The 23857-nt window shown below is 70.3% G+C and carries 28 protein-coding genes and 4 tRNA genes; 9 read left to right on the plus strand and 23 right to left on the minus strand.

Annotation, left to right across the window (positions count from 1 at the left end; all coding sequences use genetic code 11):
- Positions 1 to 14 precede the first annotated feature (14 nt).
- The 9 genes from rplL to ACIQAC_RS13630 all read right to left on the minus strand — a co-directional run bounded on the left by rplL (position 15) and on the right by ACIQAC_RS13630 (position 6169).
- Positions 15 to 398 carry a 50S ribosomal protein L7/L12 gene (gene rplL, locus ACIQAC_RS13590; RefSeq protein WP_402190717.1) on the minus strand — a complete coding sequence of 128 codons (384 nt, stop codon included), beginning with the start codon at positions 396 to 398 and terminating at the stop codon, positions 15 to 17.
- A 123-nt stretch (positions 399 to 521) separates the two neighbouring features.
- A complete protein-coding gene (gene rplJ, locus ACIQAC_RS13595; protein ID WP_402190146.1) occupies positions 522 to 1052 on the minus strand; it encodes a 50S ribosomal protein L10 in 531 nt (176 codons plus the stop codon).
- A 333-nt stretch (positions 1053 to 1385) separates the two neighbouring features.
- Positions 1386 to 2225, minus strand: coding sequence for a DUF1396 domain-containing protein (locus tag ACIQAC_RS13600; RefSeq protein ID WP_402190148.1), 840 nt, complete (start codon positions 2223 to 2225; stop codon positions 1386 to 1388).
- Positions 2226 to 2349: 124 nt separating this feature from the next.
- Entirely contained in the window at positions 2350 to 3198 is an 849-nt protein-coding gene (locus tag ACIQAC_RS13605) for a hypothetical protein (RefSeq protein ID WP_402190720.1), read from the minus strand.
- Between the two features lie 149 nt (positions 3199 to 3347).
- Complete coding sequence (gene rplA, locus ACIQAC_RS13610; RefSeq protein ID WP_402190150.1) at positions 3348 to 4073, minus strand: 50S ribosomal protein L1; 726 nt, start codon at positions 4071 to 4073, stop codon at positions 3348 to 3350.
- A 73-nt stretch (positions 4074 to 4146) separates the two neighbouring features.
- Positions 4147 to 4581, minus strand: coding sequence for a 50S ribosomal protein L11 (rplK, locus tag ACIQAC_RS13615; RefSeq protein WP_030359033.1), 435 nt, complete (start codon positions 4579 to 4581; stop codon positions 4147 to 4149).
- Between the two features lie 163 nt (positions 4582 to 4744).
- Positions 4745 to 5626, minus strand: a complete 882-nt coding sequence (gene nusG / locus ACIQAC_RS13620) for a transcription termination/antitermination protein NusG (protein ID WP_402190152.1) — start codon at positions 5624 to 5626, stop codon at positions 4745 to 4747.
- Positions 5627 to 5704: 78 nt separating this feature from the next.
- Positions 5705 to 5992, minus strand: a complete 288-nt coding sequence (gene secE, locus ACIQAC_RS13625; RefSeq protein WP_402190155.1) for a preprotein translocase subunit SecE — start codon at positions 5990 to 5992, stop codon at positions 5705 to 5707.
- Positions 5993 to 6096: 104 nt separating this feature from the next.
- Positions 6097 to 6169 (minus strand) — tRNA-Trp (locus ACIQAC_RS13630).
- A 283-nt stretch (positions 6170 to 6452) separates the two neighbouring features.
- On the opposite strand from ACIQAC_RS13630, the gene ACIQAC_RS13635 reads away from it, so the two are divergent.
- Positions 6453 to 7679, plus strand: coding sequence for a pyridoxal phosphate-dependent aminotransferase (locus tag ACIQAC_RS13635; protein WP_402190157.1), 1227 nt, complete (start codon positions 6453 to 6455; stop codon positions 7677 to 7679).
- A 161-nt stretch (positions 7680 to 7840) separates the two neighbouring features.
- Positions 7841 to 8905: an adenosine deaminase gene (locus tag ACIQAC_RS13640; RefSeq protein ID WP_402190159.1), complete on the plus strand. Its 1065-nt coding sequence runs from the start codon at positions 7841 to 7843 to the stop codon at positions 8903 to 8905.
- 52 nt (positions 8906 to 8957) lie between these two features.
- Here ACIQAC_RS13640 and ACIQAC_RS13645 read toward each other — a convergent pair whose 3' ends face one another.
- Positions 8958 to 9554 carry a TetR/AcrR family transcriptional regulator gene (locus ACIQAC_RS13645; protein WP_402190161.1) on the minus strand — a complete coding sequence of 199 codons (597 nt, stop codon included), beginning with the start codon at positions 9552 to 9554 and terminating at the stop codon, positions 8958 to 8960.
- 184 nt (positions 9555 to 9738) lie between these two features.
- Here ACIQAC_RS13645 and ACIQAC_RS13650 point away from each other — a divergent pair, with 184 nt between their 5' ends.
- Positions 9739 to 10371 (plus strand): NAD(P)-dependent oxidoreductase, encoded by a 633-nt coding sequence (locus ACIQAC_RS13650; RefSeq protein ID WP_402190164.1) that lies wholly within the window; start codon positions 9739 to 9741, stop codon positions 10369 to 10371.
- Positions 10372 to 10434: 63 nt separating this feature from the next.
- On the opposite strand, the gene ACIQAC_RS13655 is transcribed toward ACIQAC_RS13650, so the two are convergent.
- The 10 genes from ACIQAC_RS13655 to ACIQAC_RS13700 all read right to left on the minus strand — a co-directional run bounded on the left by ACIQAC_RS13655 (position 10435) and on the right by ACIQAC_RS13700 (position 16341).
- A complete protein-coding gene (locus ACIQAC_RS13655) occupies positions 10435 to 11490 on the minus strand; it encodes a UDP-N-acetylmuramate dehydrogenase (protein ID WP_402190167.1) in 1056 nt (351 codons plus the stop codon).
- A 131-nt stretch (positions 11491 to 11621) separates the two neighbouring features.
- The gene (locus tag ACIQAC_RS13660) at positions 11622 to 12002 is read right to left on the minus strand and encodes a DUF3291 domain-containing protein (protein WP_402190169.1); all 381 of its coding nucleotides are present in this window, start codon (positions 12000 to 12002) and stop codon (positions 11622 to 11624) included.
- A 28-nt stretch (positions 12003 to 12030) separates the two neighbouring features.
- The gene (locus ACIQAC_RS13665; protein ID WP_402190170.1) at positions 12031 to 13599 is read right to left on the minus strand and encodes an MFS transporter; all 1569 of its coding nucleotides are present in this window, start codon (positions 13597 to 13599) and stop codon (positions 12031 to 12033) included.
- A gap of 137 nt (positions 13600 to 13736) precedes the next feature.
- Positions 13737 to 14306 carry a TetR/AcrR family transcriptional regulator gene (locus tag ACIQAC_RS13670; RefSeq protein WP_402190172.1) on the minus strand — a complete coding sequence of 190 codons (570 nt, stop codon included), beginning with the start codon at positions 14304 to 14306 and terminating at the stop codon, positions 13737 to 13739.
- A 92-nt stretch (positions 14307 to 14398) separates the two neighbouring features.
- Complete coding sequence (locus tag ACIQAC_RS13675) at positions 14399 to 14827, minus strand: MaoC family dehydratase (RefSeq protein WP_402190174.1); 429 nt, start codon at positions 14825 to 14827, stop codon at positions 14399 to 14401.
- 5 nt (positions 14828 to 14832) lie between these two features.
- Complete coding sequence (locus ACIQAC_RS13680; protein ID WP_402190175.1) at positions 14833 to 15285, minus strand: MaoC family dehydratase N-terminal domain-containing protein; 453 nt, start codon at positions 15283 to 15285, stop codon at positions 14833 to 14835.
- A 184-nt stretch (positions 15286 to 15469) separates the two neighbouring features.
- The gene (rpmG, locus tag ACIQAC_RS13685) at positions 15470 to 15634 is read right to left on the minus strand and encodes a 50S ribosomal protein L33 (RefSeq protein ID WP_003948671.1); all 165 of its coding nucleotides are present in this window, start codon (positions 15632 to 15634) and stop codon (positions 15470 to 15472) included.
- 89 nt (positions 15635 to 15723) lie between these two features.
- A tRNA-Met gene (locus tag ACIQAC_RS13690) sits at positions 15724 to 15796 on the minus strand.
- 45 nt (positions 15797 to 15841) lie between these two features.
- Positions 15842 to 15914, minus strand: a tRNA-Thr gene (locus ACIQAC_RS13695).
- A 61-nt stretch (positions 15915 to 15975) separates the two neighbouring features.
- Entirely contained in the window at positions 15976 to 16341 is a 366-nt protein-coding gene (locus ACIQAC_RS13700) for a hypothetical protein (RefSeq protein WP_402190177.1), read from the minus strand.
- A 46-nt stretch (positions 16342 to 16387) separates the two neighbouring features.
- On the opposite strand from ACIQAC_RS13700, the gene ACIQAC_RS13705 reads away from it, so the two are divergent.
- On the plus strand, positions 16388 to 17533 hold the full coding sequence (locus tag ACIQAC_RS13705; RefSeq protein WP_402190179.1) for an amidohydrolase family protein: 1146 nt from the start codon (positions 16388 to 16390) through the stop codon (positions 17531 to 17533).
- Positions 17534 to 17822: 289 nt separating this feature from the next.
- Positions 17823 to 18479, plus strand: coding sequence for an SDR family oxidoreductase (locus ACIQAC_RS13710; RefSeq protein WP_402190182.1), 657 nt, complete (start codon positions 17823 to 17825; stop codon positions 18477 to 18479).
- A gap of 31 nt (positions 18480 to 18510) precedes the next feature.
- Here ACIQAC_RS13710 and ACIQAC_RS13715 read toward each other — a convergent pair whose 3' ends face one another.
- Positions 18511 to 18723 carry a hypothetical protein gene (locus ACIQAC_RS13715; RefSeq protein ID WP_402190183.1) on the minus strand — a complete coding sequence of 71 codons (213 nt, stop codon included), beginning with the start codon at positions 18721 to 18723 and terminating at the stop codon, positions 18511 to 18513.
- A 125-nt stretch (positions 18724 to 18848) separates the two neighbouring features.
- Positions 18849 to 18930, minus strand: a tRNA-Tyr gene (locus tag ACIQAC_RS13720).
- A gap of 247 nt (positions 18931 to 19177) precedes the next feature.
- Between ACIQAC_RS13720 and ACIQAC_RS13725 the strand changes: the two genes are divergently transcribed.
- Positions 19178 to 19666: a YajQ family cyclic di-GMP-binding protein gene (locus tag ACIQAC_RS13725; RefSeq protein WP_402190185.1), complete on the plus strand. Its 489-nt coding sequence runs from the start codon at positions 19178 to 19180 to the stop codon at positions 19664 to 19666.
- Between the two features lie 112 nt (positions 19667 to 19778).
- On the opposite strand, the gene ACIQAC_RS13730 is transcribed toward ACIQAC_RS13725, so the two are convergent.
- The gene (locus tag ACIQAC_RS13730; RefSeq protein ID WP_402190188.1) at positions 19779 to 20360 is read right to left on the minus strand and encodes an MSMEG_1061 family FMN-dependent PPOX-type flavoprotein; all 582 of its coding nucleotides are present in this window, start codon (positions 20358 to 20360) and stop codon (positions 19779 to 19781) included.
- 301 nt (positions 20361 to 20661) lie between these two features.
- Between ACIQAC_RS13730 and ACIQAC_RS13735 the strand changes: the two genes are divergently transcribed.
- The 3 genes from ACIQAC_RS13735 to ACIQAC_RS13745 all read left to right on the plus strand — a co-directional run bounded on the left by ACIQAC_RS13735 (position 20662) and on the right by ACIQAC_RS13745 (position 23853).
- On the plus strand, positions 20662 to 21735 hold the full coding sequence (locus ACIQAC_RS13735) for a FecCD family ABC transporter permease (protein ID WP_402190723.1): 1074 nt from the start codon (positions 20662 to 20664) through the stop codon (positions 21733 to 21735).
- A gap of 14 nt (positions 21736 to 21749) precedes the next feature.
- The gene (locus tag ACIQAC_RS13740) at positions 21750 to 22874 is read left to right on the plus strand and encodes a FecCD family ABC transporter permease (protein ID WP_402190189.1); all 1125 of its coding nucleotides are present in this window, start codon (positions 21750 to 21752) and stop codon (positions 22872 to 22874) included.
- 169 nt (positions 22875 to 23043) lie between these two features.
- Positions 23044 to 23853, plus strand: a complete 810-nt coding sequence (locus ACIQAC_RS13745) for an ABC transporter ATP-binding protein (protein ID WP_402190192.1) — start codon at positions 23044 to 23046, stop codon at positions 23851 to 23853.
- Positions 23854 to 23857: the final 4 nt, after the last annotated feature.

Below are 23857 nucleotides of genomic sequence, written 5' to 3' on the forward strand. Positions count from 1 at the left end.
GACTCCTGGAGGTGTTACTTGACCTCGACGGAGGCGCCGGCGGCCTTGAGGGACTCGGCGGCCTTCTCCGCGGCCTCCTTGGCGACCTTCTCGACGACGGGCTTCGGGGCGCCGTCCACGAGGTCCTTGGCCTCCTTCAGGCCCAGCGAGGTCAGCTCACGCACGACCTTGATGACCTGGATCTTCTTCTCGCCGGCGCCGGTGAGGATGACGTCGAACTCGTCCTGCTCGGCCTCGGCCTCGACCGGGGCGCCGGGGGCGGCGGGACCGGCAACGGCGACCGCGGCGGCGGCGGTGACGTCGAACTTCTCCTCGAACGCCTTCACGAACTCGGAGAGCTGGATGAGGGTCATGCCCTCGAACTCGGCGAGCAGTTCGTCCTGGGTGAGAGCCACGATGGCTTCCCTTCACTAATGTCGGCTGGTGCCGGTGTGTACATGTCTGGCGGGCGTACGTTCGGCCCGCTACGACCGTTGCCTCGGGGCGCGGAGCCTCAGGCGGCGGTCATTTCGCGAGCCGAGTTACTCGGCACCGCCCTGCTCGTCCTGCTTGGCACGGAGCGCGTCCACGGTGCGGACGAGCTTCGAGGGAAGCGCCTGGAAGACCTGGGCAGCCTGAGTCTGCTTGGCCTTGAAGGCACCTGCCAGCTTGGAGAGCAGAACCTCGCGGGACTCGAGGTCCGCAAGCTTCTTGATCTCGTCGGCGGTCAGCGCCTTGCCGTCAAGGACACCGCCCTTGATGACGAGATTCGGGTTGTCCTTGGCGAAGTCACGAAGACCCTTCGCCGACTCCACCGGGTCACCGGTGATGAAGGCGACCGCCGTCGGACCGTTGAACTGGTCGTCGAGCGTCGTGATCCCGGCCTCGTTGGCCGCAATCTTGGTCAGCGTGTTCTTCACCACGGCGTACTGGGCGTTCTCACCGAGCGAACGACGCAGCGTCTTGAGCTGCGCCACGGTGAGACCCCGGTACTCGGTCAGCACGGCGGCGTTCGAGCTGCGGAACTGCTCCGTCAGCTCGGCCACCGCGGCAGCCTTGTCGGGCCTTGCCATAGAGCGTCGGCCTCCTTCCGGGTGATGAGACCGCTCAGAAGGGGCTGGGACAAACAAAACGCCCCGGCGCAGGCGCACGGGGCGTAGCTCGACCGGTACTCGCACGCCCTGCGGCGGCGAACTCCGGGAACTTTCCACAGTCACCTGCGCGGGTCGTCCGCAGTTCAGCGGATCCTTCGGCCACCGCACTCTCTTTCGAGGACACGGCAACGACCAGCGGTCTTTGGCTTCTTCAGGAGAGTACGCGAACGGATCCCCGTCGAGCAAATCCGGTCGTACGGGGATCGGGCCGGGCCCGGCCGGGCGGCCGGCGAACCCGCGGCGGGGCCGGGATCAGCCCGCGTCCTTCATCATCTCGGCGAGGTCCATGGTGTCCTTCGCCGGCGGCGCGGTGACCGTGACCTTCTTGTTCACGTCGAAGAAGGTGATGGTCATGTCCAGGGGGCCCTTCTCGGCGTCGCCGCGCATCCGGAACTGCTTGGCGTGCTCCTCGCCGTCGACCCACATGTCCATCTTCAGGGTGTCCACGCCGAGGTCCTCGTACTGCTCCAGGCTCTTCTCGCGTGCCTCGCGGGTCTTCTTGTCCTCGTCCTTGAGCGAGTCGCGAAGGCTGTCGAGGGTGACCGTGCCCTTGTAGTGGGTGGTCTCGACGCCGTCGACGGTCTCGGTGCCGACCTCCTCGACGTCCTCGGCGCCGGTGAGGAAGCCGGCCTCGCTCGCCGGGTTCTTGTCGGCCTGGGAGCCGGCGCCCAGCTCGCTGACGTCGCCGCCCATCGCGCCGAGGTCGAACTTGATCCAGGTCTTGCCGTCCATCTCCTTGGCGGCCTCTTCGCCGCCGTTGAGGAACATGGCCTTGTCGACCAGGCGGATCTCCACCTCGCCGCCCTCGGGAGCGGACTCGCCGCCCGGGGCGACGGCCATCCTCATGCTCATCGCCGCCGGCTTCACGCTCATCGAGGCGGTGCCCTCGACCTTGCCCTCGCCCGGGATCTCGCCGGTCATCCGGTAGCGGAAGGAGTTGATGTCCTCGGTGTTCTTCGCCGCCTTGGCGACCGCCGCGGCGGGCTCCATGTCGAGCGACTTCTCGGTGCCGCAACCGACCACGCCGGCCAGCATCAGTGCCGCGAGACCGGCACCGGCCACCCCACCGCGCGTACGTACGGACAGACCCATGGTTCCCCCCACGGAAAAAACATGGCCACTTCTTGGCCAGTACACAGGGTGTGAGCCTAACCCAGGGCTCTGACAGTGGCCTCTCAATTCCCAGCCGTCCCAGAGGGGTTGGAACCCTCACAGCTCAGTCGCCGGAGCCCTGCTGTGCCAGGAGTTCCTTGAAGCTCTGGGTGTCGGCGGCGGGCGGCTTGTCGACGGAGACCTCGGTGCCGTAGTCGGCGTAGTACGCGGTCTGGGTCAGCTCGCCGGTCGCGGCGACGCCCTTCTCGACCTTCTTGACCACCAGGTCCCGGTCGTCGACCCAGATGTCGACGGTCTGGGTGCTGACGCCGGCCCGCTCCAGGGTCTCGCGCAGCTCGGTGTCGTCGAGGTCCGAGACATGGGCGGTGCCGGAGTAGTGGGTGGTCTGCGCGCCGCGCACCCGCTCCCGGCCGACCTCGCGCACATCGTCGGCGGCGAGCAGGAACGTCACCGACTGGTTCGGGGTGGCACTGCGGATCTGCTCGCCCGCGTACGCCCCGGAGGCGCCGCCGAGCTCGTCCAGCTCGTCCCAGGGGTACTTCACCCAGTGCTTGCCGCCGGCCTGCGCGGCGAACTTGTCGCCCATACGCGCGTAGTAGGCGTCCGGCAGATAGCGGGCCTCCATGGAGGTGGTGCCCAGCGCGCGCATGGTGTCGGCCAGGGTGCCGCCGGTGTACGTGATCGTCAGCGTCCCGGTGAGCCCGTCGCCCCAGGCGAGGGTGCCCTCGGAGGTCAGCGAGATGGAGGTGCCGACGCCCGTGGTGGCCTCGACCCGCGCGGACCCGGCCCGGCCGGTGGCCCGCTCGGCGGCGCGCAGATCGCCGTCGGCGGCGCTCCGGTGGGAGGCACTGTGCTTCTCGGTGGGCGGCCCGTCGGTGGTGCCCCCGGACGTACAGCCCGCCAGGCCGGTCACCACGGCCACGACCGCGCCCGCGACCATCACCCGCTTCATCACGCCCCCCGATCCGTCCTGTCAACGCACGTTAGCGCAGGCCATCGACGACCGGGTGGGAAAGCCGGGCCCGGAACGCACAACGGGCCCCGCACCGGTGAAGGCTGCGGGGCCCGTCGTTCAACGCGAACGCGCGGCTGTCGTCAGGATCAGACGGCGGCCGGGTCCTCCTCGACGAGGAGGTTGCGGGTGCGGTTCGGGTCGAGCGGAATGCCGGGGCCCATCGTGGTGGCGAGGGCGGCCTTCTTGATGTAACGACCCTTGGCGGCGGACGGCTTGAGACGGAGGATCTCCTCCAGCGCGGCGCCGTAGTTCTCCACCAGCTGGGTGTCGTCGAACGACGCCTTGCCGATGATGAAGTGCAGGTTCGAGTGCTTGTCGACGCGGAACTCGATCTTGCCGCCCTTGATCTCGGTCACGGCCTTGGCCACGTCCGGGGTCACGGTGCCGGTCTTCGGGTTCGGCATCAGACCACGCGGGCCGAGGACTCGGCCGAGGCGGCCGACCTTGCCCATGAGGTCCGGGGTGGCGACGACGGCGTCGAAGTCCAGACGGCCCTTCGACACCTCGTCGATGAGCTCGTCGGAGCCGACGATGTCGGCGCCCGCGGCGGTCGCGGCCTCGGCACGGTCACCGGTCGCGAAGACCAGGACCCGGGCGGTCTTACCGGTGCCGTGCGGGAGGTTCACGGTGCCACGGACCATCTGGTCGGCCTTGCGCGGGTCGACACCCAGACGGAAGGCGACCTCGACGGTGCCGTCGAACTTGGACGTGGAGGTCTCCTTGGCGAGACGGACGGCCTCGAGCGGGGCGTAGAGCTTGTCCCGGTCGATCTTGGCGTCCGCAGCGCGGAGAGACTTGCTGCGCTTGCTCACTTCTGCTCCTGGGGTTTCTTAGGAGTCGTGGTGCGGGCCGAGCAGGCCCCGCCACTTCTGCTGGGGGTGGGGATCAGCCCTCGACCGTGATGCCCATGGAACGGGCGGTGCCGGCGATGATCTTCGACGCGGCGTCCAGGTCATTGGCGTTGAGGTCGGGCATCTTCGTGGTGGCGATCTCGCGGACCTGCGCCTGGGTGATCTTGGCGACCTTGGTCTTGTGCGGCTCGCCGGAGCCCTTCTCCACGCCCGCGGCCTTGAGGATCATCTTCGCGGCCGGCGGAGTCTTGGTGATGAAGGTGAAGGAGCGGTCCTCGTAGACCGTGATCTCCACCGGGATCACCCAGCCACGCTGCGACTCGGTCGCGGCGTTGTAGGCCTTGCAGAACTCCATGATGTTCACGCCGTGCTGACCCAGCGCGGGGCCGACCGGCGGCGCCGGGTTGGCGGCACCGGCCTGGATCTGGAGCTTGATCAGCCCCGTGACCTTCTTCTTCTTGGGAGGCATTGCTCTCCGGGTCCTTTCGATTCGGGTCCTGCCTGTACCCGGGAACCACCCAAGCGCAGGCATACCGCACAACGATAACGGGTATAGATGCGCGGCCAAAAACCGACAGGTCAGGCGGGCGACAAAGCCCGCCTGACCTGTCGGAAGCTCTTCCTCGAAGAACTCAGTTCTTCTGGATCTGGTCGAAGCTCAGCTCGACCGGCGTCTCGCGGCCGAAGATCTCCACCAGGCCCTTGACCTTCTTGGAGTCGGCGTTGATCTCGTTGATCGTGGCCTGCAACGTGGCGAACGGACCGTCGGTGACGGTGACCGAGTCCCCGACCTCGAAGTCCAGCACCTGGACCTCGACCTTGCGCTGCGGCGCCGGCTTGCCCTCGGCCTCGGCGGCCTCACGGGCGGCCTTCTCCTCGGCCTCCGGGGCGAGCATCTTCACGATCTCGTCCAGCGTCAGCGGGTACGGGTCGTAGGCGTTGCCCACGAAGCCGGTGACACCGGGGGTGTTGCGCACCACACCCCAGGACTCGTTCGTCAGGTCCATGCGGACCAGGACGTAGCCCGGGAGCTTGTTCTGCTTGATGGTCTTGCGGTCGCCGTTCTTGATCTGGACGACCTCTTCCTGCGGCACCTCGGCCGCGAAGATGTAGTCCTCGACGTTCAGCGAGACGGCGCGCTGCTCCAGGTTGGTCTTCACGCGGTTCTCGTAGCCGGCGTAGGTGTGGATCACGTACCACTCGCCGGGCAGGACGCGGAGTTCCTCGCGGAGCGCGGTGACAGGGTCGACCGGCTCGGGCTCCTCGGCGACTTCCTCGTCGCCGTCGACCACGTCGGCGTCGTCGGATTCGGCGGTGACGTCCTCGTCGGTCCCGACGGCGTCCTCTTCGAGGTCGTCCTCGGTGTGGACGGCGGCCTCCTCGGCCGGCTCGCCCGCCTCGACGTCGGCAGCCTCGGCCTCGTCCAGGTCCTCGTCCGCGCCCTCAACGATGTCGAGCTCGTCCTCAACGGACTCGTCCGGCTCGTGGGGCTCGTTCAGGTTGGCGTCAGACACGGTGGCTGCTTCTTCCTGGATACATAGGGGTGGAACACGCGAAAGGGGCGCCGGTCCAGGGCGCCCTTCGCTTCAGGCTCAGCCGAAGACGTACTTCGCGGCGTGGTCGAGGCCGTAGTCGATCAGGGTCACGAGACCGATCATGATAACGACGAAGATGATCACCACGGTGGTATACGTGGTCAGCTGATTGCGCGTCGGCCAGACGACCTTGCGGAGCTCGGCGACGACCTGGCGGTAGAACAGCGCAAGTCGCTTCAGCGGGCCCTTCTTGGCCCGCTTGCCGCCCTTGCGGGTCTTCTTGCCCGACTCCGGCGTCTCATCCTGGGCATCAGGCGTGTCGATGGAGCCCACGGCGTCCGTCATTCGTCCTCACCTGGTCCGGGTCGTGGCCGTGCCGCGCCCGGTCTGAGCCGCACGGCGATGCAATGCTGTACGTACCTGCACACACATCCTGTCGGTGTGTGGAGCAGGGCCGGAGGGACTCGAACCCCCAACCGCTGGTTTTGGAGACCAGTGCTCTACCAATTGAGCTACGACCCTTTGCGCGTCCCCCAACGTACCGCATCCGCCCGGGTGCTCGGTGTGCACCGGGAGATGCAGGCTCGCTGAAGGCCAACGAGGTGAGAGTGTACGTGGTCCTGCGCCGGTCGTCGAACAGAATCGGCCCGTCGGAGCACTGTACGTACGGGATCGGCCGAAGATCGCCGGAAGATCACCCAGGCCATCGAGCCGATCCGGACGGGTGTTCAGGGGTTTGCCTGCTCATGTTCAGTCCGTGAAACCCGCGTGCCGGGCAGGTTTCCGGTCTGAAACGATGGGGTCCATGAGCGCTGCAACCCCTCCCACCGAGCGCCGGGTCTCCGCGCGCATCGGGGCGATCTCCGAGTCCGCCACCCTCGCCGTGGACGCCAAGGCCAAGGCCCTGAAGGCCGCCGGGCGCCCGGTGATCGGCTTCGGCGCGGGTGAGCCCGACTTCCCGACGCCCGACTACATCGTCGAGGCCGCCGTCGAGGCCTGCAAGAACCCGAAGTACCACCGCTACACACCGGCCGGCGGCCTGCCCGAACTGAAGGCCGCCCTCGCCGCCAAGACCCTGCGCGACTCCGGCTACGAGCCCGACGTGTCGCAGATCCTCGTCACCAACGGCGGCAAGCAGGCCATCTACGAGGCGTTCGCCGCGATCCTCGACCCGGGCGACGAGGTGATCGTCCCGGCCCCGTACTGGACGACGTACCCGGAGTCGATCCGTCTTGCCGGCGGTGTCCCGGTCGACGTCGTCGCCGACGAGACGACCGGCTACCGCGTCACCCTGGAGCAGCTGGAGGCCGCGCGCACGGAGAACACGAAGGTCGTCCTCTTCGTGTCCCCGTCGAACCCGACCGGCGCGGTGTACTCCGAGGCCGAGACCGAGGCCATCGGCCGCTGGGCCGTCGAGCACGGCCTGTGGGTGCTGACCGACGAGATCTACGAGCACCTGGTGTACGGCGGCGCCTCCGCCCCGTCGCTGCCCGCGCTCGTACCCGAGCTGCGCGACAAGTGCATCGTCGTCAACGGCGTGGCGAAGACGTACGCCATGACGGGCTGGCGGGTGGGCTGGATCATCGGCCCGAAGGACGTGGTCAAGGCCGCGACCAACCTCCAGTCGCACGCGACCTCGAACGTGTCGAACGTCGCCCAGGCGGCCGCGCTGGCCGCCGTCTCCGGCAACCTGGACGCCGTCGCGAAGATGCGGGAGGCCTTCGACCGCCGCCGCAAGACCATCGTCCGGATGCTCAACGAGATCGACGGCGTGCTCTGCCCCGAGCCCGAGGGCGCGTTCTACGCGTACCCGTCGGTGAAGGCGCTGCTCGGCAAGGAGATCCGCGGCAAGCGGCCGCAGGACACGGTCGAGCTGGCCGCGCTCATCCTGGAGGAGGCCGAGGTCGCGGTCGTCCCGGGCGAGGCCTTCGGCACACCGGGCTACCTGCGGCTGTCGTACGCGCTGGGCGACGAGGACCTCGTCGAGGGCGTCAGCCGGATCCAGAAGCTGCTGGCGGAAGCCCGCGACTGACATAGCCGTACGCCTTGGGAGCGCTGTTTCGGTTTTTTGCGCTCCACGCGCGCGTGGACGGGCCGTTTCCCCCGGGGAGGCGGCCCGTTTCTTCGTGCGAGCAAGACCACTAACGGGGAAAGCGGTACCGGGACGAGCCGGCGGTGCGGCAGGATCCTCAGATGCTGAGCACTTCAGGGGGGCACCCCCCGAACCCCCCACGTGTACGTGATGTCTCCGATCTTCCGAAGGCACATCTGCATCTGCACTTCACCGGGTCGATGCGCCCCGCGACACTCGTGGAGCTGGCGGACAAGTACGGGGTGCGCCTGCCCGACGCGCTGACGGAGGCCCTGTTCAGCGGCGAACCGCCGAAACTGCGGGCCACGGACGAGCGGGGCTGGTTCCGCTTCCAGCGCCTCTACGACGCCGCGCGGTCGTGCATCAGGGAGCCGGAGGACATCCAGCGGCTGGTGCGCGAGGCCGCGGAGGAGGACCTCAGGGACGGCTCGGGCTGGCTGGAGATCCAGGTGGACCCGACGTCGTACGCGCCGCGCCTCGGCGGGCTGATCCCGGCGCTGGAGGTCATCCTCGACGCGGTGGACACCGCGAGCCGGGACACGGGGCTCGGGATGCGGGTCCTGGTGGCGGCGAACCGTATGAAGCACCCGCTCGACGCGCGCACGCTGGCCCGGCTGGCCGTGCGGTACGCGGACCGGGGTGTCGTCGGCTTCGGGCTGTCCAACGACGAACGCCGGGGCATGGCCAGGGACTTCGACCGGGCCTTCCACATCGCGCGCGAGGGCGGCCTGCTGTCGGCGCCGCACGGCGGCGAGCTGACCGGCCCCGCCTCGGTGCGGGACTGCCTGGACGACCTGAACGCCAACCGCGTGGGACACGGCGTCCGCGCGGCGGAGGATCCGCGGCTGCTCAAGCGCCTGGCCGACCGGCAGATCACCTGCGAGGTGTGCCCGTCGTCCAACATCGCCCTCGGCGTCTACGAGAAGGAGCAGGACGTCCCGCTGCGCACCCTCTTCGAGGCGGGTGTGCCCATGGCGCTCGGCGCCGACGACCCGCTGCTCTTCGGCGCGCGCCTCGCCGCCCAGTACGACTTCGCCCGCCGCCACCACGCCTTCACGGACGCCGAACTCGCCGAACTGGCCCGCCAGTCGGTCCGCGGCTCCGCCGCTCCGGCCGAGGTGAAGGAGAAGCTGCTGGCGGGGGTCGACGACTGGCTGACCGGCTGACGCCCGCGCGGGACGGGGTGCCGACGGCCGGCTCCACGCCCGGGGTCCGGGCTCAGTCCGCGATGCCGGCCACCAGCGTCCGGGCCAGCCGCGCCGCGAAGTCGTCCAGCGGCGGCGCGGCGCCGTCGCGCGTCGCCTCGTACGCGAACGCCCGCTGCGCGCACGCCCCGAGGAGCAGCGAGGCCGCGGCGAAGGTGTCCGCGTCGGCGCGCACCCGGCCCGCGGCGCGCTCGGCCCGCAGATACTCCTCCAGGCCCTCGATGGGCTTGTGCGGGCCCATGCCCATCTCCCGCATCGCCGCGTCGTGCCGCCGCTTGAGCTGCGTCTCGGCGTACAGCGACGCGCCGATCGGGAAGCTCTGCTCGTAGAACAGCGCGGCCTGGCGGGCGATCTCGGTGAGGTTCTCCTCCAGGGAGCCCCGGCCCGGCTCGGCGGCGAGGCTGCTCAGCAGGGGGGTCAGCTGGGGCAGCCGCTCCAGGAGCACCCGGATGAACAGCTCCTCCTTGCTGGAGAAGTACTTGTACAGCGCCGCCTCGGAGCACTCGGCCGCCTTGGCGATCTCCTTGGTCGTGGCGCGGGCGAGCCCCACGGTGAGCATCAGCTCGTGGGCGGCGTCGAGGATGCGGACGCGGGCCGGTCTCTGCTGCATGACGCCCAAGGATCGCACCTTTCCTCCGCCGCCTCTTGACGGGTGGGTGAGTACTTACCCACTCTAGTGGAGAGCGGGGGTGAGTGAATGCTCACCTACCCGCGGGGCACTGCTGCGGGGCAGTGCGGGAAGCACCGGTGGAAGTACGGACGGAAGTACCGACGGAAGTACATGGGGGTACGTCATGAAGCTCACCGTTTTCGGCGCGACCGGCGGCGTCGGCCGGGAGATGGTCCGGCAGGCGCTCACGTCGGGACACCAGGTCACGGCGGTCGTACGGGATCCCGCGCGGCTGGACATCACCGGCCCGGGCCTGGAAGTGCACCGCGCGGACCTCGGGGACGTGCCGTCGCTGCGGGCCGCGGTCGCCGGGCGGGACGCCGTGCTCTCCGGGCTCGGCGCCCGCAGCCGCAAGGACGCCGGCATCGCGGCCCGGCTGACCCGCGGTGTGCTGAGCGCGCTGGAGGCCGAGCAGGTCCGGCGGCTGGTGGTGGTCAGCGCCGCGCCGGTCGGCCCGAAGGCGGAGGGCGAGGGCCCCCTGGACCGCGCGGTGCTCGGCATCGTCTCCGCCGTCCTGAAGGACATCTACGTCGATCTGGCGGAGATGGAGGCCGAGTTGGCCCGCAGCGCCACGGACTGGACGGTCGTACGTCCGCCCCGGCTCCAGGACAAGCCGCTCACCGGTGTGTACCGGAAGGTCGTCGGCGGCTTCCCGCCCAAGGGCCGTTTCATCGGCCGCGCGGACGTGGCCCACGCGATGCTGGCGGCGGTGGAGGACGAGGGGACGGTGAAGCAGGGGGTGGGGGTGGCGTATTGAGCGGGGCCCCGGGGCGCGGGGGCCTCGGAGCCCTGTTCGGAAAAGGTTTCCGGGAACCCTGCCCTAGAGGCTGACGCCGACCGTCACCGGCTCGTTGACCAGGGTGATGCCGAACGCCTCGTGGACGCCCGCGACGACCTCGCGGGCCAGCGCGAGGAGGTCCTCGGTCGTCGCCGCGCCACGGTTGGTGAGGGCGAGCGTGTGCTTGGTGGAGATACGGGCCGGGCCGGTGCCGTAGCCCTTGGTGAAGCCCGCCTTGTCGATGAGCCAGGCCGCCGAGGTCTTGGTGTGCCCCTCCCCCGCCGGGTAGGCGGGCGGCTCCGCACCGTCCCCGAGCCGCTCGCGTACGCGCGCGTGGAACAGCGCGAACCCGGCGTCGGTGAGGATCGGGTTGGTGAAGAAGGAACCGGCCGACCAGGTGTCGTGGTCCTCGGGGTCCAGGACCATGCCCTTGCCCGCCCGCAGCTTCAGCACGGTCTCGCGCGCGTCGGCGAGCGGGACGCGGTCGCCGGTGCCCACACCCAGCGCGCGTGCCGTCTCGGCGTACTTCAGGGGGGCGGACAGCCCACCCGCGTCCTCCAGTGCGAACCGGACGCGCAGCACGACGTACCGCTCGGGGTCGGCCTTGAAGCGGCTGTGCCGGTACGAGAAGCCGCACTCGGCGTTGTCGAGGGTGACCGTCTCGCCCGCGCGGCGGTCGTAGGCGACGACCTCGGTGATGGTGGAGGAGACCTCCTGGCCGTACGCCCCCACGTTCTGGATCGGGGTGGCGCCCGCCGAGCCGGGGATGCCGGCCAGGCATTCGACACCGGCGAGCCCGGCGTCCACCGTGCGCGCGACGGCGTCGGTCCAGACCTCGCCGGCGGCCAGCTCCAGCTGTGTGCCGTTGAGCTCGAACCCGCGTGTGGCGATGCGCAGGGCGGTGCCGTCGAAGCCCTTGTCCGAGACGAGCAGGTTGGATCCGCCGCCGACGAGCAGCAGCGGTGTGCCGGCGGCGTCGGCGGCCCGGACGGCGTCGACCACCTCGGCGTCCGTCGTCGCGGTGACCAGCCGGGTCGCGGGGCCGCCCAGCCGGAAGGTGGTCAGCGGGGCGAGGGGGGCGTCGTGGAGTTCCTGCACGCGCCCAAGACTACGAGACGGCACTGACAGCCCGGCGCGGGGCGAGCGGAGGCACCTGCGCGAAGGGCCGGGGACGTGGAACGGCCCGGCGTGTCTGCCGGGCCGTTCCCCACGTACGGACTCCGGTGGGCTCACGTCAGATGCCGTCTCGCCTCCTCCCACGTCAACGGCAGTTCGTCGCTGGAGACCGTCCATGTGGCGAACTTCGCGTCCCGCATACGCGGTGCCAGGCCCCGGGAGGTGGGCACATGGGGGCCGGAACGGGCGAAGTCCTTGAGCGCCGCGGGCGACTCCCACGCGGAGAGCGTCCAGAACGTCCGCTTGAAGGGCTCGGCCTTCAAGGTGGCCCCATAGGCGCCGGGCGCGCGGCTCACCTGGCGCCATACACGCGGCGTACGGACGAGGAACCGCAGGGCGTCCCCGAGGGTGCGGGTCTCGAAGCGGGAGGCGAACACGTGCACTTCGGTGGCCGGGGGCGGGGTGTTCGGCACGGTCCAGGGAAGCGTGGGCATGTGGGGCTCCTGGTGGTCGGGGCCGCGGTCAGCGGGCGGCGGAGGCGGACTTGGCGAGACGGTGGGCGGGCTCCCGCGCGGACACGGCTTCGGCGGAACCGGCGTCGGTGTCGGCACCGGTGTCGCCCTCGGCGTCTGCGGCGCCCTCAAGCTGCCCGTCGGAGCCGTCATCGGCGTCGTCCAGTGCCTGCGCCCCACGCCCCCGGCGGGGAATCACCAGGGCCGCCACACCCCCGAGGGCCACAACCGCCGCGCCGGTCACGATGGCGGGCCGCAGACCGTCGACGAAGGTCTGGGCCGTCTCGTAGCCGCCCTGGGCCGCGAAGATCGAGCCCATGATCGCGATGCCGAGCGCGCCACCGACCTCGCGCAGGGCGCTGTTGGCGCCGGAGGCCACGCCCTGTTCCTTGGCCACCACACTCGACATGACCAGCGCGGACGCCGGGGCGAAGAACAGCGCCATGCCGACTCCGCTGAGGATCAGGCCGGGCAGCTGGCTGGCGTAGGAGGTGTCCGCGGCGACCACGGAGCCGAGGTAGGCGAGACCGGCCGCCTGGAGGAACAGACCCGCGGCGACGACCGGACGGCCGCCGATCCGGTCGGAGAGGATGCCGGCGATCGGCGCGACGAGCATCGGCATACCGGTCCAGGGCAGCATCCTGAGGCCCGCCTCGGTGGGCGAGTAGCCGAGGACGCCCTGCATGTACTGGCTGAGCAGGAAGATCGAGCCGAACATACCGAGGAACATCAGCAGGCTCGCCGCGTTGATCCCGGCGAAGGCACGGGAGCGGAACAGCCGCATCGGGAGCATCGGGTTCGCCGCGCGGCTGCCGTGCAGGACGAAGGCGGCGAGCAGCGCGGCCCCGGCGAACAGGGAGAGCAGCACGGGCCGGCTGGTCCAGCCGTCGGAGGGCCCGCGCACCAGGCCGAAGACGATGCCGAAGAGTCCGCCGCTGGCGAGCACGGTGCCGCGGATGTCGAGCGGCGCGCCGGTGCCGTACGACTCGGACAGGCGCAGCCGGGCGAGCGGCAGCACGGCGATGCCGAGCGGCACGTTCAGCCAGAAGATCCACTGCCAGGAGACGTGCTCGGTGAGGGTGCCGCCGATGAGCGGCCCGGAGGCGACGGCGAGTCCGTTCACCGCGCCCCATATGCCGTACGCCATGCCGCGCCGTTCGGCGGGTACGGCGGTCGTCAGCAGGGTCAGCGTCAGCGGCATCATGACGGCCGCGCCGACACCCTGCACCGCGCGGGCGGCGATCAGGGCGTCGATGTTGGGTGCCAGCGCCGCGGCGGCGGAGGCGACGGTGAAGACGGCGACCCCGCCGATGAAGAGCCGACGCCGGCCGAACCGGTCGCCCAGTGCCGCGCCGAACATCAGCAGCACGGCGAAGGTGAGCGTGTAGGCGCTCACGGTCCACTCCAGGTCGTGCAGCGCGCCGCCGAGGTCCTCGCGGATGGAGGGCAGTGCGGTGGTGACGACGAGATTGTCGAGGGCCGCCATGAAGCCGGCGACGCTGGTGATGGCCAGGGCCCAGACCATGCCGCCTCGGCGGGCGGCCGGTGCGCTCTGCGCCGGTGCGTTGTGCTGTGACATCGCTCCCCCAGTGGGATTTCGAACCGGTGATCAGTTGCTGGTGATGATTTGCCGGTGATGATTCGATCTTGCGGATTAGTTATTGATAACTAACTTTCGCGGACACAAAGAGGCCGTGATTCCCGGCTCCCGGCCGTCTAGATCTCCAGCCGTCCGCTGATCCGGGACGACGGATACAGCCCGTCCCAGACCCGGTGGCCGGGCGGGAAGCCCATCGCCACCAGACAGTTGATGAGCATGCCGTGCGCCATGAAGCCGGAGGTCTCGCCGGGGTCCGCGCCGAGCGACAGGTGGACGATGTCCCACAGCCGCATCCAGCCGGCCCGCACCGCCTCGCCCAGTTCGTGGTCGCCCGCCTCCTCGGCGGCGCCGACGGTGACGTACATCTGCATCTGCATCAGCAGCCGTTCGGGCTGCTCGGTGACGATCGTGGTGTACGCGTTCGCCATGGCCCGCAGGGCTTCGTCGCCCTCCAGACCGGCCGACACTTCTTCGAACGTGCTGGCGAAGTCGTCCAGGCAGTGCTGAACGACCGCCATGAAGAGCGCCTTCTTGCCCGGGAAGAGCCGGAAGAGATACGGCTGCGATACGCCGACACGCTTGGCGATCGCCTCCGTGGAGGTGCCGTAGTAACCACCGCGGGCGAACTCGGTCGTCGCCGCGCGGATGACACTCTCGCGCCTCTCTTCTGCGCTCATCCTGACCATGCGGCTAAGTTAGTACTCAATCACTAACTACGTCAAGGGTGGTCTTTCGGGTAAGGGGCGTCCGCCATGGCGACCGCCCCTTACGTCGGCTGTCAGGCCAGCCGTACGACCGCCCGGGACATCCCGAGCACCTTCTGGCCGTCGCTGGTCGCCGTGAGGTCGACGCGCACGGTGTTGTCGTCGAGCTTGGCCGCGACCTTGGCGGAGACCTCGATCACGGCGCCCTTGTCGTCGTTGGGGACGACGACCGGCTTGGTGAAGCGGACGCCGTAGTCGACGACCGCGCCGGGGTCGCCGGTCCAGTCGGTCACCACACGGATCGCCTCGGCCATGGTGAACATGCCGTGCGCGATGACGTCCGGCAGCCCGACCTCCTTGGCGAACTTCTCGTTCCAGTGGATCGGATTGAAGTCCCCGGAGGCGCCCGCGTACTGGACGAGGGTGGCGCGGGTCACGGGGAAGCTCTGGGAGGGCAGTTCGGTGCCGACCTCGACATCGGCGTACGCGATCTTGGCGGTCATCCGGCTCACGCCTCCTCGGCCGCGCGGGCCACGAGCTTGGTCCAGGCGGTGACGACGGGCTCGCCGGCCTCGTCGTGGACCTCGCCGCGGACGTCCAGGATGTCGTTGCCGGCCATGGACTTGATCGCCTCGATGGTCGACGTCACGGTGAGCCGGTCCCCCGCGTGCACGGGACGGACGTAGGAGAACTTCTGGTCGCCGTGCACCACGCGGCTGTAGTCCAGGCCCAGCTGAGGGTCGGCGACGACCTGGCGCGCGGCCTTGAAGGTGATGGCGAACACAAAGGTCGGCGGCGCGATCACATCCGGGTGACCCAGCGCCTTCGCGGCCTCGGGGTCCGTGTAGGCCGGGTTGGGGTCCCCCACCGCCTCCGCGAATTCACGGATCTTCTCCCGGCCCACCTCGTACGGGTCGGTGGGCGGGTAGCTCCGCCCCACGAAGGACTGGTCGAGCGCCATGGCTCCGGACCTCCTGCTGTCTGCTGTCATGGGCCGCCGGGCAACGGCCCGTTCGAATGCACTTCTCGGATCTTCGGCTGTCCGTTCCTTTTCCCCCGCGCGGACGTGCCGGGAAAGGATCACTTTCAAACGACACGAGGCCGCCCCCCAGGACTGCGGGGGCGGCCTCGTGTACGAGCCTGATCTATCGCGTTTCGCGGTGCGCGGTGTGCGCGTTGCAACGCGGGCAGTGCTTCTTCATCTCAAGACGGTCCGGGTTGTTACGCCGGTTCTTCTTGGTGATGTAGTTCCGCTCCTTGCACTCCACGCAGGCCAGCGTGATCTTCGGGCGGACGTCTGTGGCAGCCACGTGAAGTGCTCCTTGACGAACGGATGGGACGTTTAACGCAAGAAAGAGTAGCCGATCGGAGGACCGACCCCGCAATCGGCTACTGTCAGTAGCGGTGACCGGACTTGAACCGGTGACACAGCGATTATGAGCCGCTTGCTCTACCGACTGAGCTACACCGCTGTGATGTGGGCGGTCCCGCCTCGCGACGGGAACCTCTCACACCAGAGCCCCAAAACGGAATCGAACCGTTGACCTTCTCCTTACCATGGAGACGCTCTGCCGACTGAGCTATTGGGGCGAGCGATGAAGACATTACACGCTCGGCCGCCGTTCACCCAAATCCGTTTCGCAGGGCCGACTCACCCCTGTTCCACCAGTCTCCCGGGCGTCCCGCGGACCTCCCCCACCTGCGCAACCACACCGGTACGACTATTGCGCTCCTCCCCGTGACGCGTTGATCGCCGCCCTAGGCTCGACTCACTCTGCGTGATCTTGCGCCTTCGTGAGCAGGCCGCACCACGCAGCCGACCAAGAGCCCCGACGCCCGAGCAACGAGCAACGAGCCCCTGGAGCGCGATGCCCGACAGCCAGCCGCAGCCGCCCCACTCGTCGTCCTCATCCGGGTCCTCTTCCGGGTCCTCCTCCGGGTCCTCGTCCAGCGCCTCGTCCGGAGCGTCCGGCTCGTCGGGCGGGCCGGCCGGGTCCGGCGAGACGGGCGGCGACACGACTTCGTTGCTCCTGTGTGGAGCACGTCTTACGGACGGTCGGACGGTGGACGTGCGGCTGGGTGGCGGACGTATCGAGGCGGTCGGTACGGCGGGCAGCCTGGGCGGCGGGCGCAACTCCGGCGCCCGCGTGGACCTCACCGGCTATCTGCTGCTGCCCGCCCCCGCCGAATCACACGCCCACGCCGACACCGCGCTCTCCGCGGACGACGGCGGGCCGGTGTCGTACGACCCCCGGGACGTGCAGCGGCGGGCGACGGAGGCGGCCCTGCTGCAACTCGGGCACGGCGCCACCGCCCTGCGCGCGCACGTGCGCGTGGGAGACGTACAGGGGCTGAGCGCGCTGGAGGCGGTGCTTCAGGCGAGGCGTTCGCTGCGCGGGCTGGCCGAGTTGACGACGGTGGCGGTGCCGCGGGTGCTGACCGGTCTGGCCGGCGCGGAGGGGCTGGCCATGCTGCGGGACGCGGTGAAGATGGGCGCCTCGGTGGTGGGTGGCTGTCCCGACCTGGACCCGGATCCGACGGGGTACGCGGAGGCGGTGCTGGACGTCGCGTCCGAGCACGGCTGCCCGGTCGACCTGCACACGGACGCCGCCGATCCCGCGCGGCTGGCCCGGCTCGCGGCGATGGCCGGCGGCCTGCGTCCCGGTGTGACGCTGGGCCCGTGCGGCGGGCTCGACGGCCTGCCGGCCGACGTCGCCTCCCGTGCGGCGGACCAACTCGCCGCGGCCGGTGTGACGGTCGTGTGCCTCCCGCAGGGCGGCTGCGGCGGCGTCGACGGGCGGGGCACGGCTCCGGTACGGCTGCTGCGCGCGGCCGGCGTCCGGGTCACGGCCGGCAGCGGCGCCCTGCGTGATGTCTCCAACCCCGTCGGCCGCGGGGACCCGTTGGAGGCGGCGTACCTCCTGGCCTCGCGCTACGGGCTGCGGCCCGAGGACGCGTACGACAGCGTGAGTTCCGCCGCGCGGGCGGCGCTCGGGCTGCCCGAGGTCCGCGTGGAGGCGGGTTTCCCGGCCGAACTCCTCGCCGTACGCGGCGAACAGCTCTCCGGCGCCCTGTCGCTCGCGTACAGCCGAATCGTGGTGCACCGGGGGCGCGTGGTGGCACGGACCAGCGCGGTGCGGGAGTACTGCAACTCCGCCGCCGCGGCGGAGTTGGGGCTGCCGCGGCAGGGGCGGGGGGCGGTCTCCTAGCCGGGGGCGGTCTCCCGGCCGGGGAGGCGGACGGAGGGCGGACGGCAGGCGTACGGCGGGCGCTGTACGCGGGGCGCGGGGGCGCGCGTCGGGCGCGGAGTGCGGAAGCGCGCGGTGCAGGGCGCACGCCGTGAGGGACGGGCGGGGTTGCCGGCTACGCGGAACGGCCGCGCACAACCAGCGCATGAACTGCGTGAACGCGCCGGGGCGCACGCTCTTCCGCGTGTGCGCCGTGGGCCGCGTAGAAGTCATGCGGCGAAGGCCGCCGTCCGGGCGTACGGTCGAAGACATGCGCATTGTCATTGCTGGAGGTCATGGTCAGATCGCGCTGCGGCTGGAGCGTCTGCTCGCCGCGCGCGGCTACGACGTCGCGGGACTCGTCCGTCGCGCGGAGCAGGGCGACGATCTGCGGGCGGCCGGTGCCGAACCGGTCCTGCTGGATCTGGAGTCGGCCTCGGTCGAGGAGGTCGCGGCGCACTTGCAGGGCGCGGGCGCGGCGGTGTTCGCGGCGGGCGCGGGGTCGGGGAGCGGGGTGGCCCGCAAGGACACGGTGGACAAGGGAGCGGCGGTCCTCTTCGCGGACGCGGCGGTCCGGGCGGGCGTACGGCGGTTCCTGGTCGTGTCGTCCTACGGCGCCGACGCCGAGCACGAGGGCGACGAGATCTTCGACGTCTATCTGCGTACCAAGGGCGAGGCGGACGCGTATGTGCGGGGTCTTGACGCCCTGGACTGGACGATCCTGCGCCCCGGTTCGCTGACGAACGACCCGGGCAAGGGCCTGGTCCGGCTGGAGGCGCACACGGGCCGCGGGGCGATCACCCGCGACGACGTGGCGACCGTACTCGTGGAGCTTCTGGAGACCCCGGCGACGGCCGGTCTGACGCTGGAGCTGATCGCCGGTTCGACGCCGGTGCCGGTGGCGGTCAAGTCGGTGGCGGGCAACTGACGGTGGCCGGAAAGGGCCGTCGCCCGGCCGCCTAGAACAGCGGCATCTGGCCGGGGAAGTCCGGCACGGCGAACCCGTCCAAGCCGGGCTGCACGGAGCCCAGTTCCGCCTGTCTGCGCGACCCCGGACACGAGACGAGCCGCCCGCTCTCCCGTGCTCCGGGCGGGTCGTGCCGCGCGAAGCGTCCCGCGACGACGGCGATCTCGCGGCGGCACTCGGGGCACATTCTGCGACGGGACGACATAGGCCCAGTGTGCCCGGCACCACTGACACCGGCCCGCACCACGCCAGCCGGTGTCCACCGGGAGACGGCACGACAAAGGGTCCGTGACCTGTGATCTCCACAGGTCACGGACCCTTTGTTCCGTGTGGCGGCGCCAGGATTCGAACCTGGGAAGGCGAAGCCGGCAGATTTACAGTCTGCTCCCTTTGGCCGCTCGGGCACACCGCCAGGGATGCTGCCGGTCGAGCCGCTTTGTGGCGGTGCTCGCTGGCAACGACGTAAACAATACCCGATGGGGAGGGGTGCTTCGCCACCCGATTGATCGGCGCCCTGAGCCAGGTGGGTGGCTAGGCTTGTGCGGATGCGGACCCGGTCCGTGCGGGGCTCGGCGCGTGCTCAGGTGCCCGTCGGCGGGCTTCCGATTCGTACCGTGACCACCCGATATCCGTTACCCCGATACAAGGAGCCACAGGACATGGCCGACTCCAGTTTCGACATTGTCTCGAAGGTCGAGCGGCAGGAGGTCGACAACGCCCTCAACCAGGCCGCCAAGGAGATCTCGCAGCGCTACGACTTCAAGGGCGTCGGCGCCTCGATCGCCTGGTCCGGCGAGAAGATCCTCATGGAGGCCAACTCCGAGGAGCGGGTGAAGGCGGTTCTCGACGTCTTCCAGTCCAAGCTGATCAAGCGCGGTATCTCCCTGAAGGCGCTCGACGCGGGTGAGCCCCAGCTGTCGGGCAAGGAGTACAAGATCTTCGCGTCGATCGAGGAGGGCATCTCCCAGGAGAACGCGAAGAAGGTCGCGAAGATCATCCGTGACGAGGGCCCGAAGGGTGTGAAGGCACAGGTGCAGGGCGACGAGCTGCGGGTCAGCTCGAAGAGCCGTGACGACCTTCAGGCCGTGATCTCCCTGCTGAAGGGCCAGGACTTCGACTTCGCGGTGCAGTTCGTGAACTACCGGTGATCAGCTGATCCGCGCCGGGACCCGGCCGCGTGATCTTCGGGGCACAGCGTGGGCGTATCGCCGAGAGCAACGGTCTCGGCGCCGCGCCCGCGTTGTGCCCTTGTTGTTTTCGTCACTCCCGAGGGGCGCCCGAGGCCTGTTCCCAGGTCGTGGGGTCCCAGACTCCCGAGCGGCGCAGCGACTGCGGGCAGTGCAGGAAGATCTCGTCGATCTCCAGGAGCAGGGCGAGCGAGGGGCGGACACCGCCGCGGGTCATCGCGTCGAAGAACGGGGCGTCGGTGAGGATGCGCGCGCGGCCGTTGACGCGGAGGACGTCCTTGCTGCCCGGTATGAGGTAGAGCAGGCCGGCGTGCGGGTTGTCGAGGATGTTGTGGAAGCTGTCGGCGCGCCGGTTGCCGGGCCGGTCCGGCAGGGCGATCGTCGACGGGCCGAGGACGTGGGTGAACCCTGGGCCGTCGCCGCGCGGTGAGACATCGCAGTTGCCCCGGTCGTCCGAGGTGGCCAGGAGGCAGAACGGCGAGCGGTCGAGCAGTTCCCGGTCTCTGTCCGTGAGTTCCTGGTGCACCTTCTCGATGACGATCGGGAACGGCTGCCCCAGCAGGGCCCGCAGCTCGTCGTGCGAGCCCAACTCCGTCCAGCCGTCCGGTGGCCCGGTCACTCCGTGCCCCGTCTCCGCGTCGATCGTCCGGTGCAAAACCGACCCCCGTAGTCCGTGCCGACTCTCGTCCGGGTCGGCTCTCGTCCGTGCCGGCCCTGCCGGCCACGGTCTGTCGCAGCGGCTCGCGGGGAGCCGACCTGCGTGGTTGCCTACTAAACCACAGGTAATGTTAGGCTTACCTTACTTCTATAAGTGGAGATGATTCCTCCGATCTTCGTCATGCGCATTTCCGGCATTTGGCGCCCTCTTGGGCTCGCGCCGGTGCACCCCGCCCTCCTGAGGACCTGCCCATGTGTCTACCGACCACCACCGCCGACGTCCACCGGCCCGGCCGCCGGTGAGCGTCACGACGGAGACGGCGGAGACCTCGGAACCTGGCAGCAAGGCAGGGGCGCGCGTACGGCGGCGGCGCGGCAGGACAACGCTCGGAGCGGGGCTCGCCCTCCTCACCCTGCTGCTGCTCGGCGCCACGACTCTGAGCCTGACCGTGGGATCCGGCCATGTGCCGCTGAGCGATGTCGTCGACGGGGTGTTCACGCCCGACCGGTCCGTACGCGGTCAGCTCGTGGTGCACGAGGTACGGCTGCCGCGCACCCTCGCCGGTCTGCTGGCCGGTGTCGCCCTGGGCCTCGCCGGCACCGTGATCCAGGGACTGACCCGCAATCCGCTCGCCGACCCCGGTCTCCTCGGAGTCAACTCCGGAGCAGCCGTCTTCGTCGTCTTCGCCATCACCCACCTCTCCCTGACCGAGCCCGGCCAGTACATCTGGTTCGGCTTCCTCGGCGCCTGTCTCGCCGCCGTGCTCGTCTACGGCGTCGGCAGTCTCGGCCGCGAGGGCGCCACACCGGTGAAACTGGCGCTCGCGGGCGCTGCCACCACGGCCGTCCTCGGTTCCGTCACCAGCGCGATGCTGCTGATGGACAGCCAGACCTTCGACCAGTTCCGCTTCTGGCAGGTGGGGGCGCTCACCGGCCGTGACATGGACGTACTCCGGCAGGCGCTGCCGTTCGTCGTCGCCGGAGCCGTCCTCGCCAACTGTCTCGGGCCCCGGCTCAACGGTCTCGCCCTCGGCGACGACGTGGCCCGTGGCCTGGGCCAACGCCTCTCCGTCACCCGGACGTTGAGCGCCCTGTGTGTGGTGCTGCTGTGCGGGGCGGCGACCGCCGTCGCCGGTCCGCTCGGCTTCGTCGGACTCGCCGTGCCACACGCCGCACGGCTGGTCACCGGGCCCGACTACCGGTGGATCCTGCCCTACAGCGCCCTGTTGGCACCCGTACTGCTGCTGCTCGCGGACGTCGTCGGGCGTCTCGTCGCCCGTCCCGGCGAGGTCCAGGTCGGTGTGGTGACCGCGGCCCTGGGCTGCGTTCCCTTCATCCTCCTCGTCCGCCGCTCCGCGCGGGCCGCACTGTGAGCGACGACGACACCATGACCGAACGTGTCCACCCTCCTACCAAGAGCAACGATCCATTTCCGGCCGGCGTTCCCGACCGGGCCGGCGATCTTCGGACCACGGCGGCTTCGGACGCGGCGGCGGGGCTGGGCCGGCTGCGGCGACAGCGGCGCGGCCGGTTCGTCGCGGTCTGCCTGAGCCTCGGTCTCGTCGTCGTGGCCGCCTTTCTGCTGGCCGTGAGCACCGGCGACATCGCGCTGCCGCTCGGTGACGTGTGGGCCACACTGCTCGGCGGGGGCGACCCGGGCAGCCGGTTCGTCGTGGTCGAACTACGGTTGCCACGCGTGCTGCTGGCCCTGCTGGTCGGCTTCTGCTTCGGACTGTCGGGGGCGGTCTTCCAGGCCCTGCTGCGCAATCCGCTCGCCAGCCCCGACGTCATCGGCGTCACCTCGGGCGCCGCCGCCGCGGCCGTACTGGCCTCGATGGTCTACGGCCTGAGCGGGCTTCCTCTCTCCGGTGTCGCCCTGGCCGGCGCACTGGTCGCGGGTGCCTGCATCTACCTGCTGGCGTGGCGCCGGGGTGTCAACGGCCAGCGTCTGGTGCTGATCGGCATCGGGGTGGGCACGGGCCTGTCGAGCGTCGTGTCGTACCTGATGACCCGCTCCGAGGTCACCGAGGCGCAGGCCGCGTTCGTCTGGCTCGCCGGCAGTCTCAACGGCCGTTCCTGGCCGCAGTTCTGGCCCCTCCTTGGCGCCACCGCGCTTCTCGTACCGCTTGTCCTCCTCGCCTCCCGTGCCCTGTCCGCCCTGCAACTGGGCGACGGTACGGCCGCCGGGCTGGGCGCCCGCGTCGAACGGGACCGGCTCGCCCTCCTCGCCTGCGCCACCGCACTCGCCGGTGTGGCGACGGCCGCCGCGGGGCCGGTGGGGTTCGTGGCGTTCGTCTGCCCGCCCATCGCCCGCCGGCTGCTGCCCGGCCACGGCGCGGCACTGCTGCCCGCCGCCCTCACCGGCGCCGCGCTGGTCGCACTCGCCGACCTGGTGGGCCAGCACGTCCTGCCTCAGACCCAGTTGCCGGTCGGGATCGTCACCAGCGTCGTCGGCGCCCCCTACCTGCTGTGGCTGCTCGCCCGTGCCAACCGCGTGGGGCAGGGCGGCTGACCCGATCCGTCGAATCCCCCCTCCCCCTCCCCCCCTCCCCCTCCACCGCCCCCCTCTCCCTCCGCCCTCACTCCGGACCCGGACTCCGACGCCCGGCGTCTTCGCCGACCGGCACTGCCCGCCCACCCCGCAGCCGTCCCGCTCCCCCGGCACCGACAAGGAAGTGACGATGACCTCCTCCCACACGCTCCAGGCCAGGCGGCTCAGCCTTGGCTACGGGGAGCGCGAGATCATCTCCGGGCTCGACGTGGAACTGCCGCCCGGCCGGATCACGGTGGTGGTCGGGCCAAACGCCTGTGGCAAGTCCACGCTGCTGCGCGCCATGGCCCGGCTGCTGGCGCCCCTCTCCGGGGCCGTGCTGCTCGACGGACGGGACATCCAGCGGACCCCGACGAAACAGGTGGCCGCCACCCTCGGTGTGCTGCCGCAGTCGCCCGTGGCGCCGGACGCCATCCTCGTGGCCGACCTCGTCGGCCGGGGCCGCTACCCGCACCAGGGCTGGTTCCGCCGCTGGACCAAGGCCGACGACGAGGCCGTCGCCGCCGCCATGCTCGCCACCGACGTACTCGACCTGGCCGACCGGCCCGTCGACGAACTCTCCGGCGGACAGCGCCAGCGCGTGTGGATCGCCATGGCCCTCGCGCAGGAGACCGACGTCCTGCTCCTCGACGAACCGACCACCTTCCTCGACATCAGCCACCAGTTGGAGGTCCTGGACCTCCTGACCGACCTCAACCGCGCCCGGGGCGTCACCCTCGCCCTGGTCCTGCACGACCTCAACCTCGCCTGCCGGTACGCCGATCACCTGATCGCCATGAAGGCGGGCCGCATCGTCGCCGAGGGATCCCCCGGCGACATCGTCACCGAATCCCTCGTCCACGAGGTCTTCGGGCTGCGTTCGGCGGTCATCCCGGACCCGGCGTCCGCGACGCCGATGGTCGTGCCCCTCGGCCGCCACCACGTCACGCCGTCCGCCTGACGGC

It is taken from the genome of Streptomyces sp. NPDC088387 (assembly GCF_044753385.1).
Classification (GTDB): domain Bacteria; phylum Actinomycetota; class Actinomycetes; order Streptomycetales; family Streptomycetaceae; genus Streptomyces.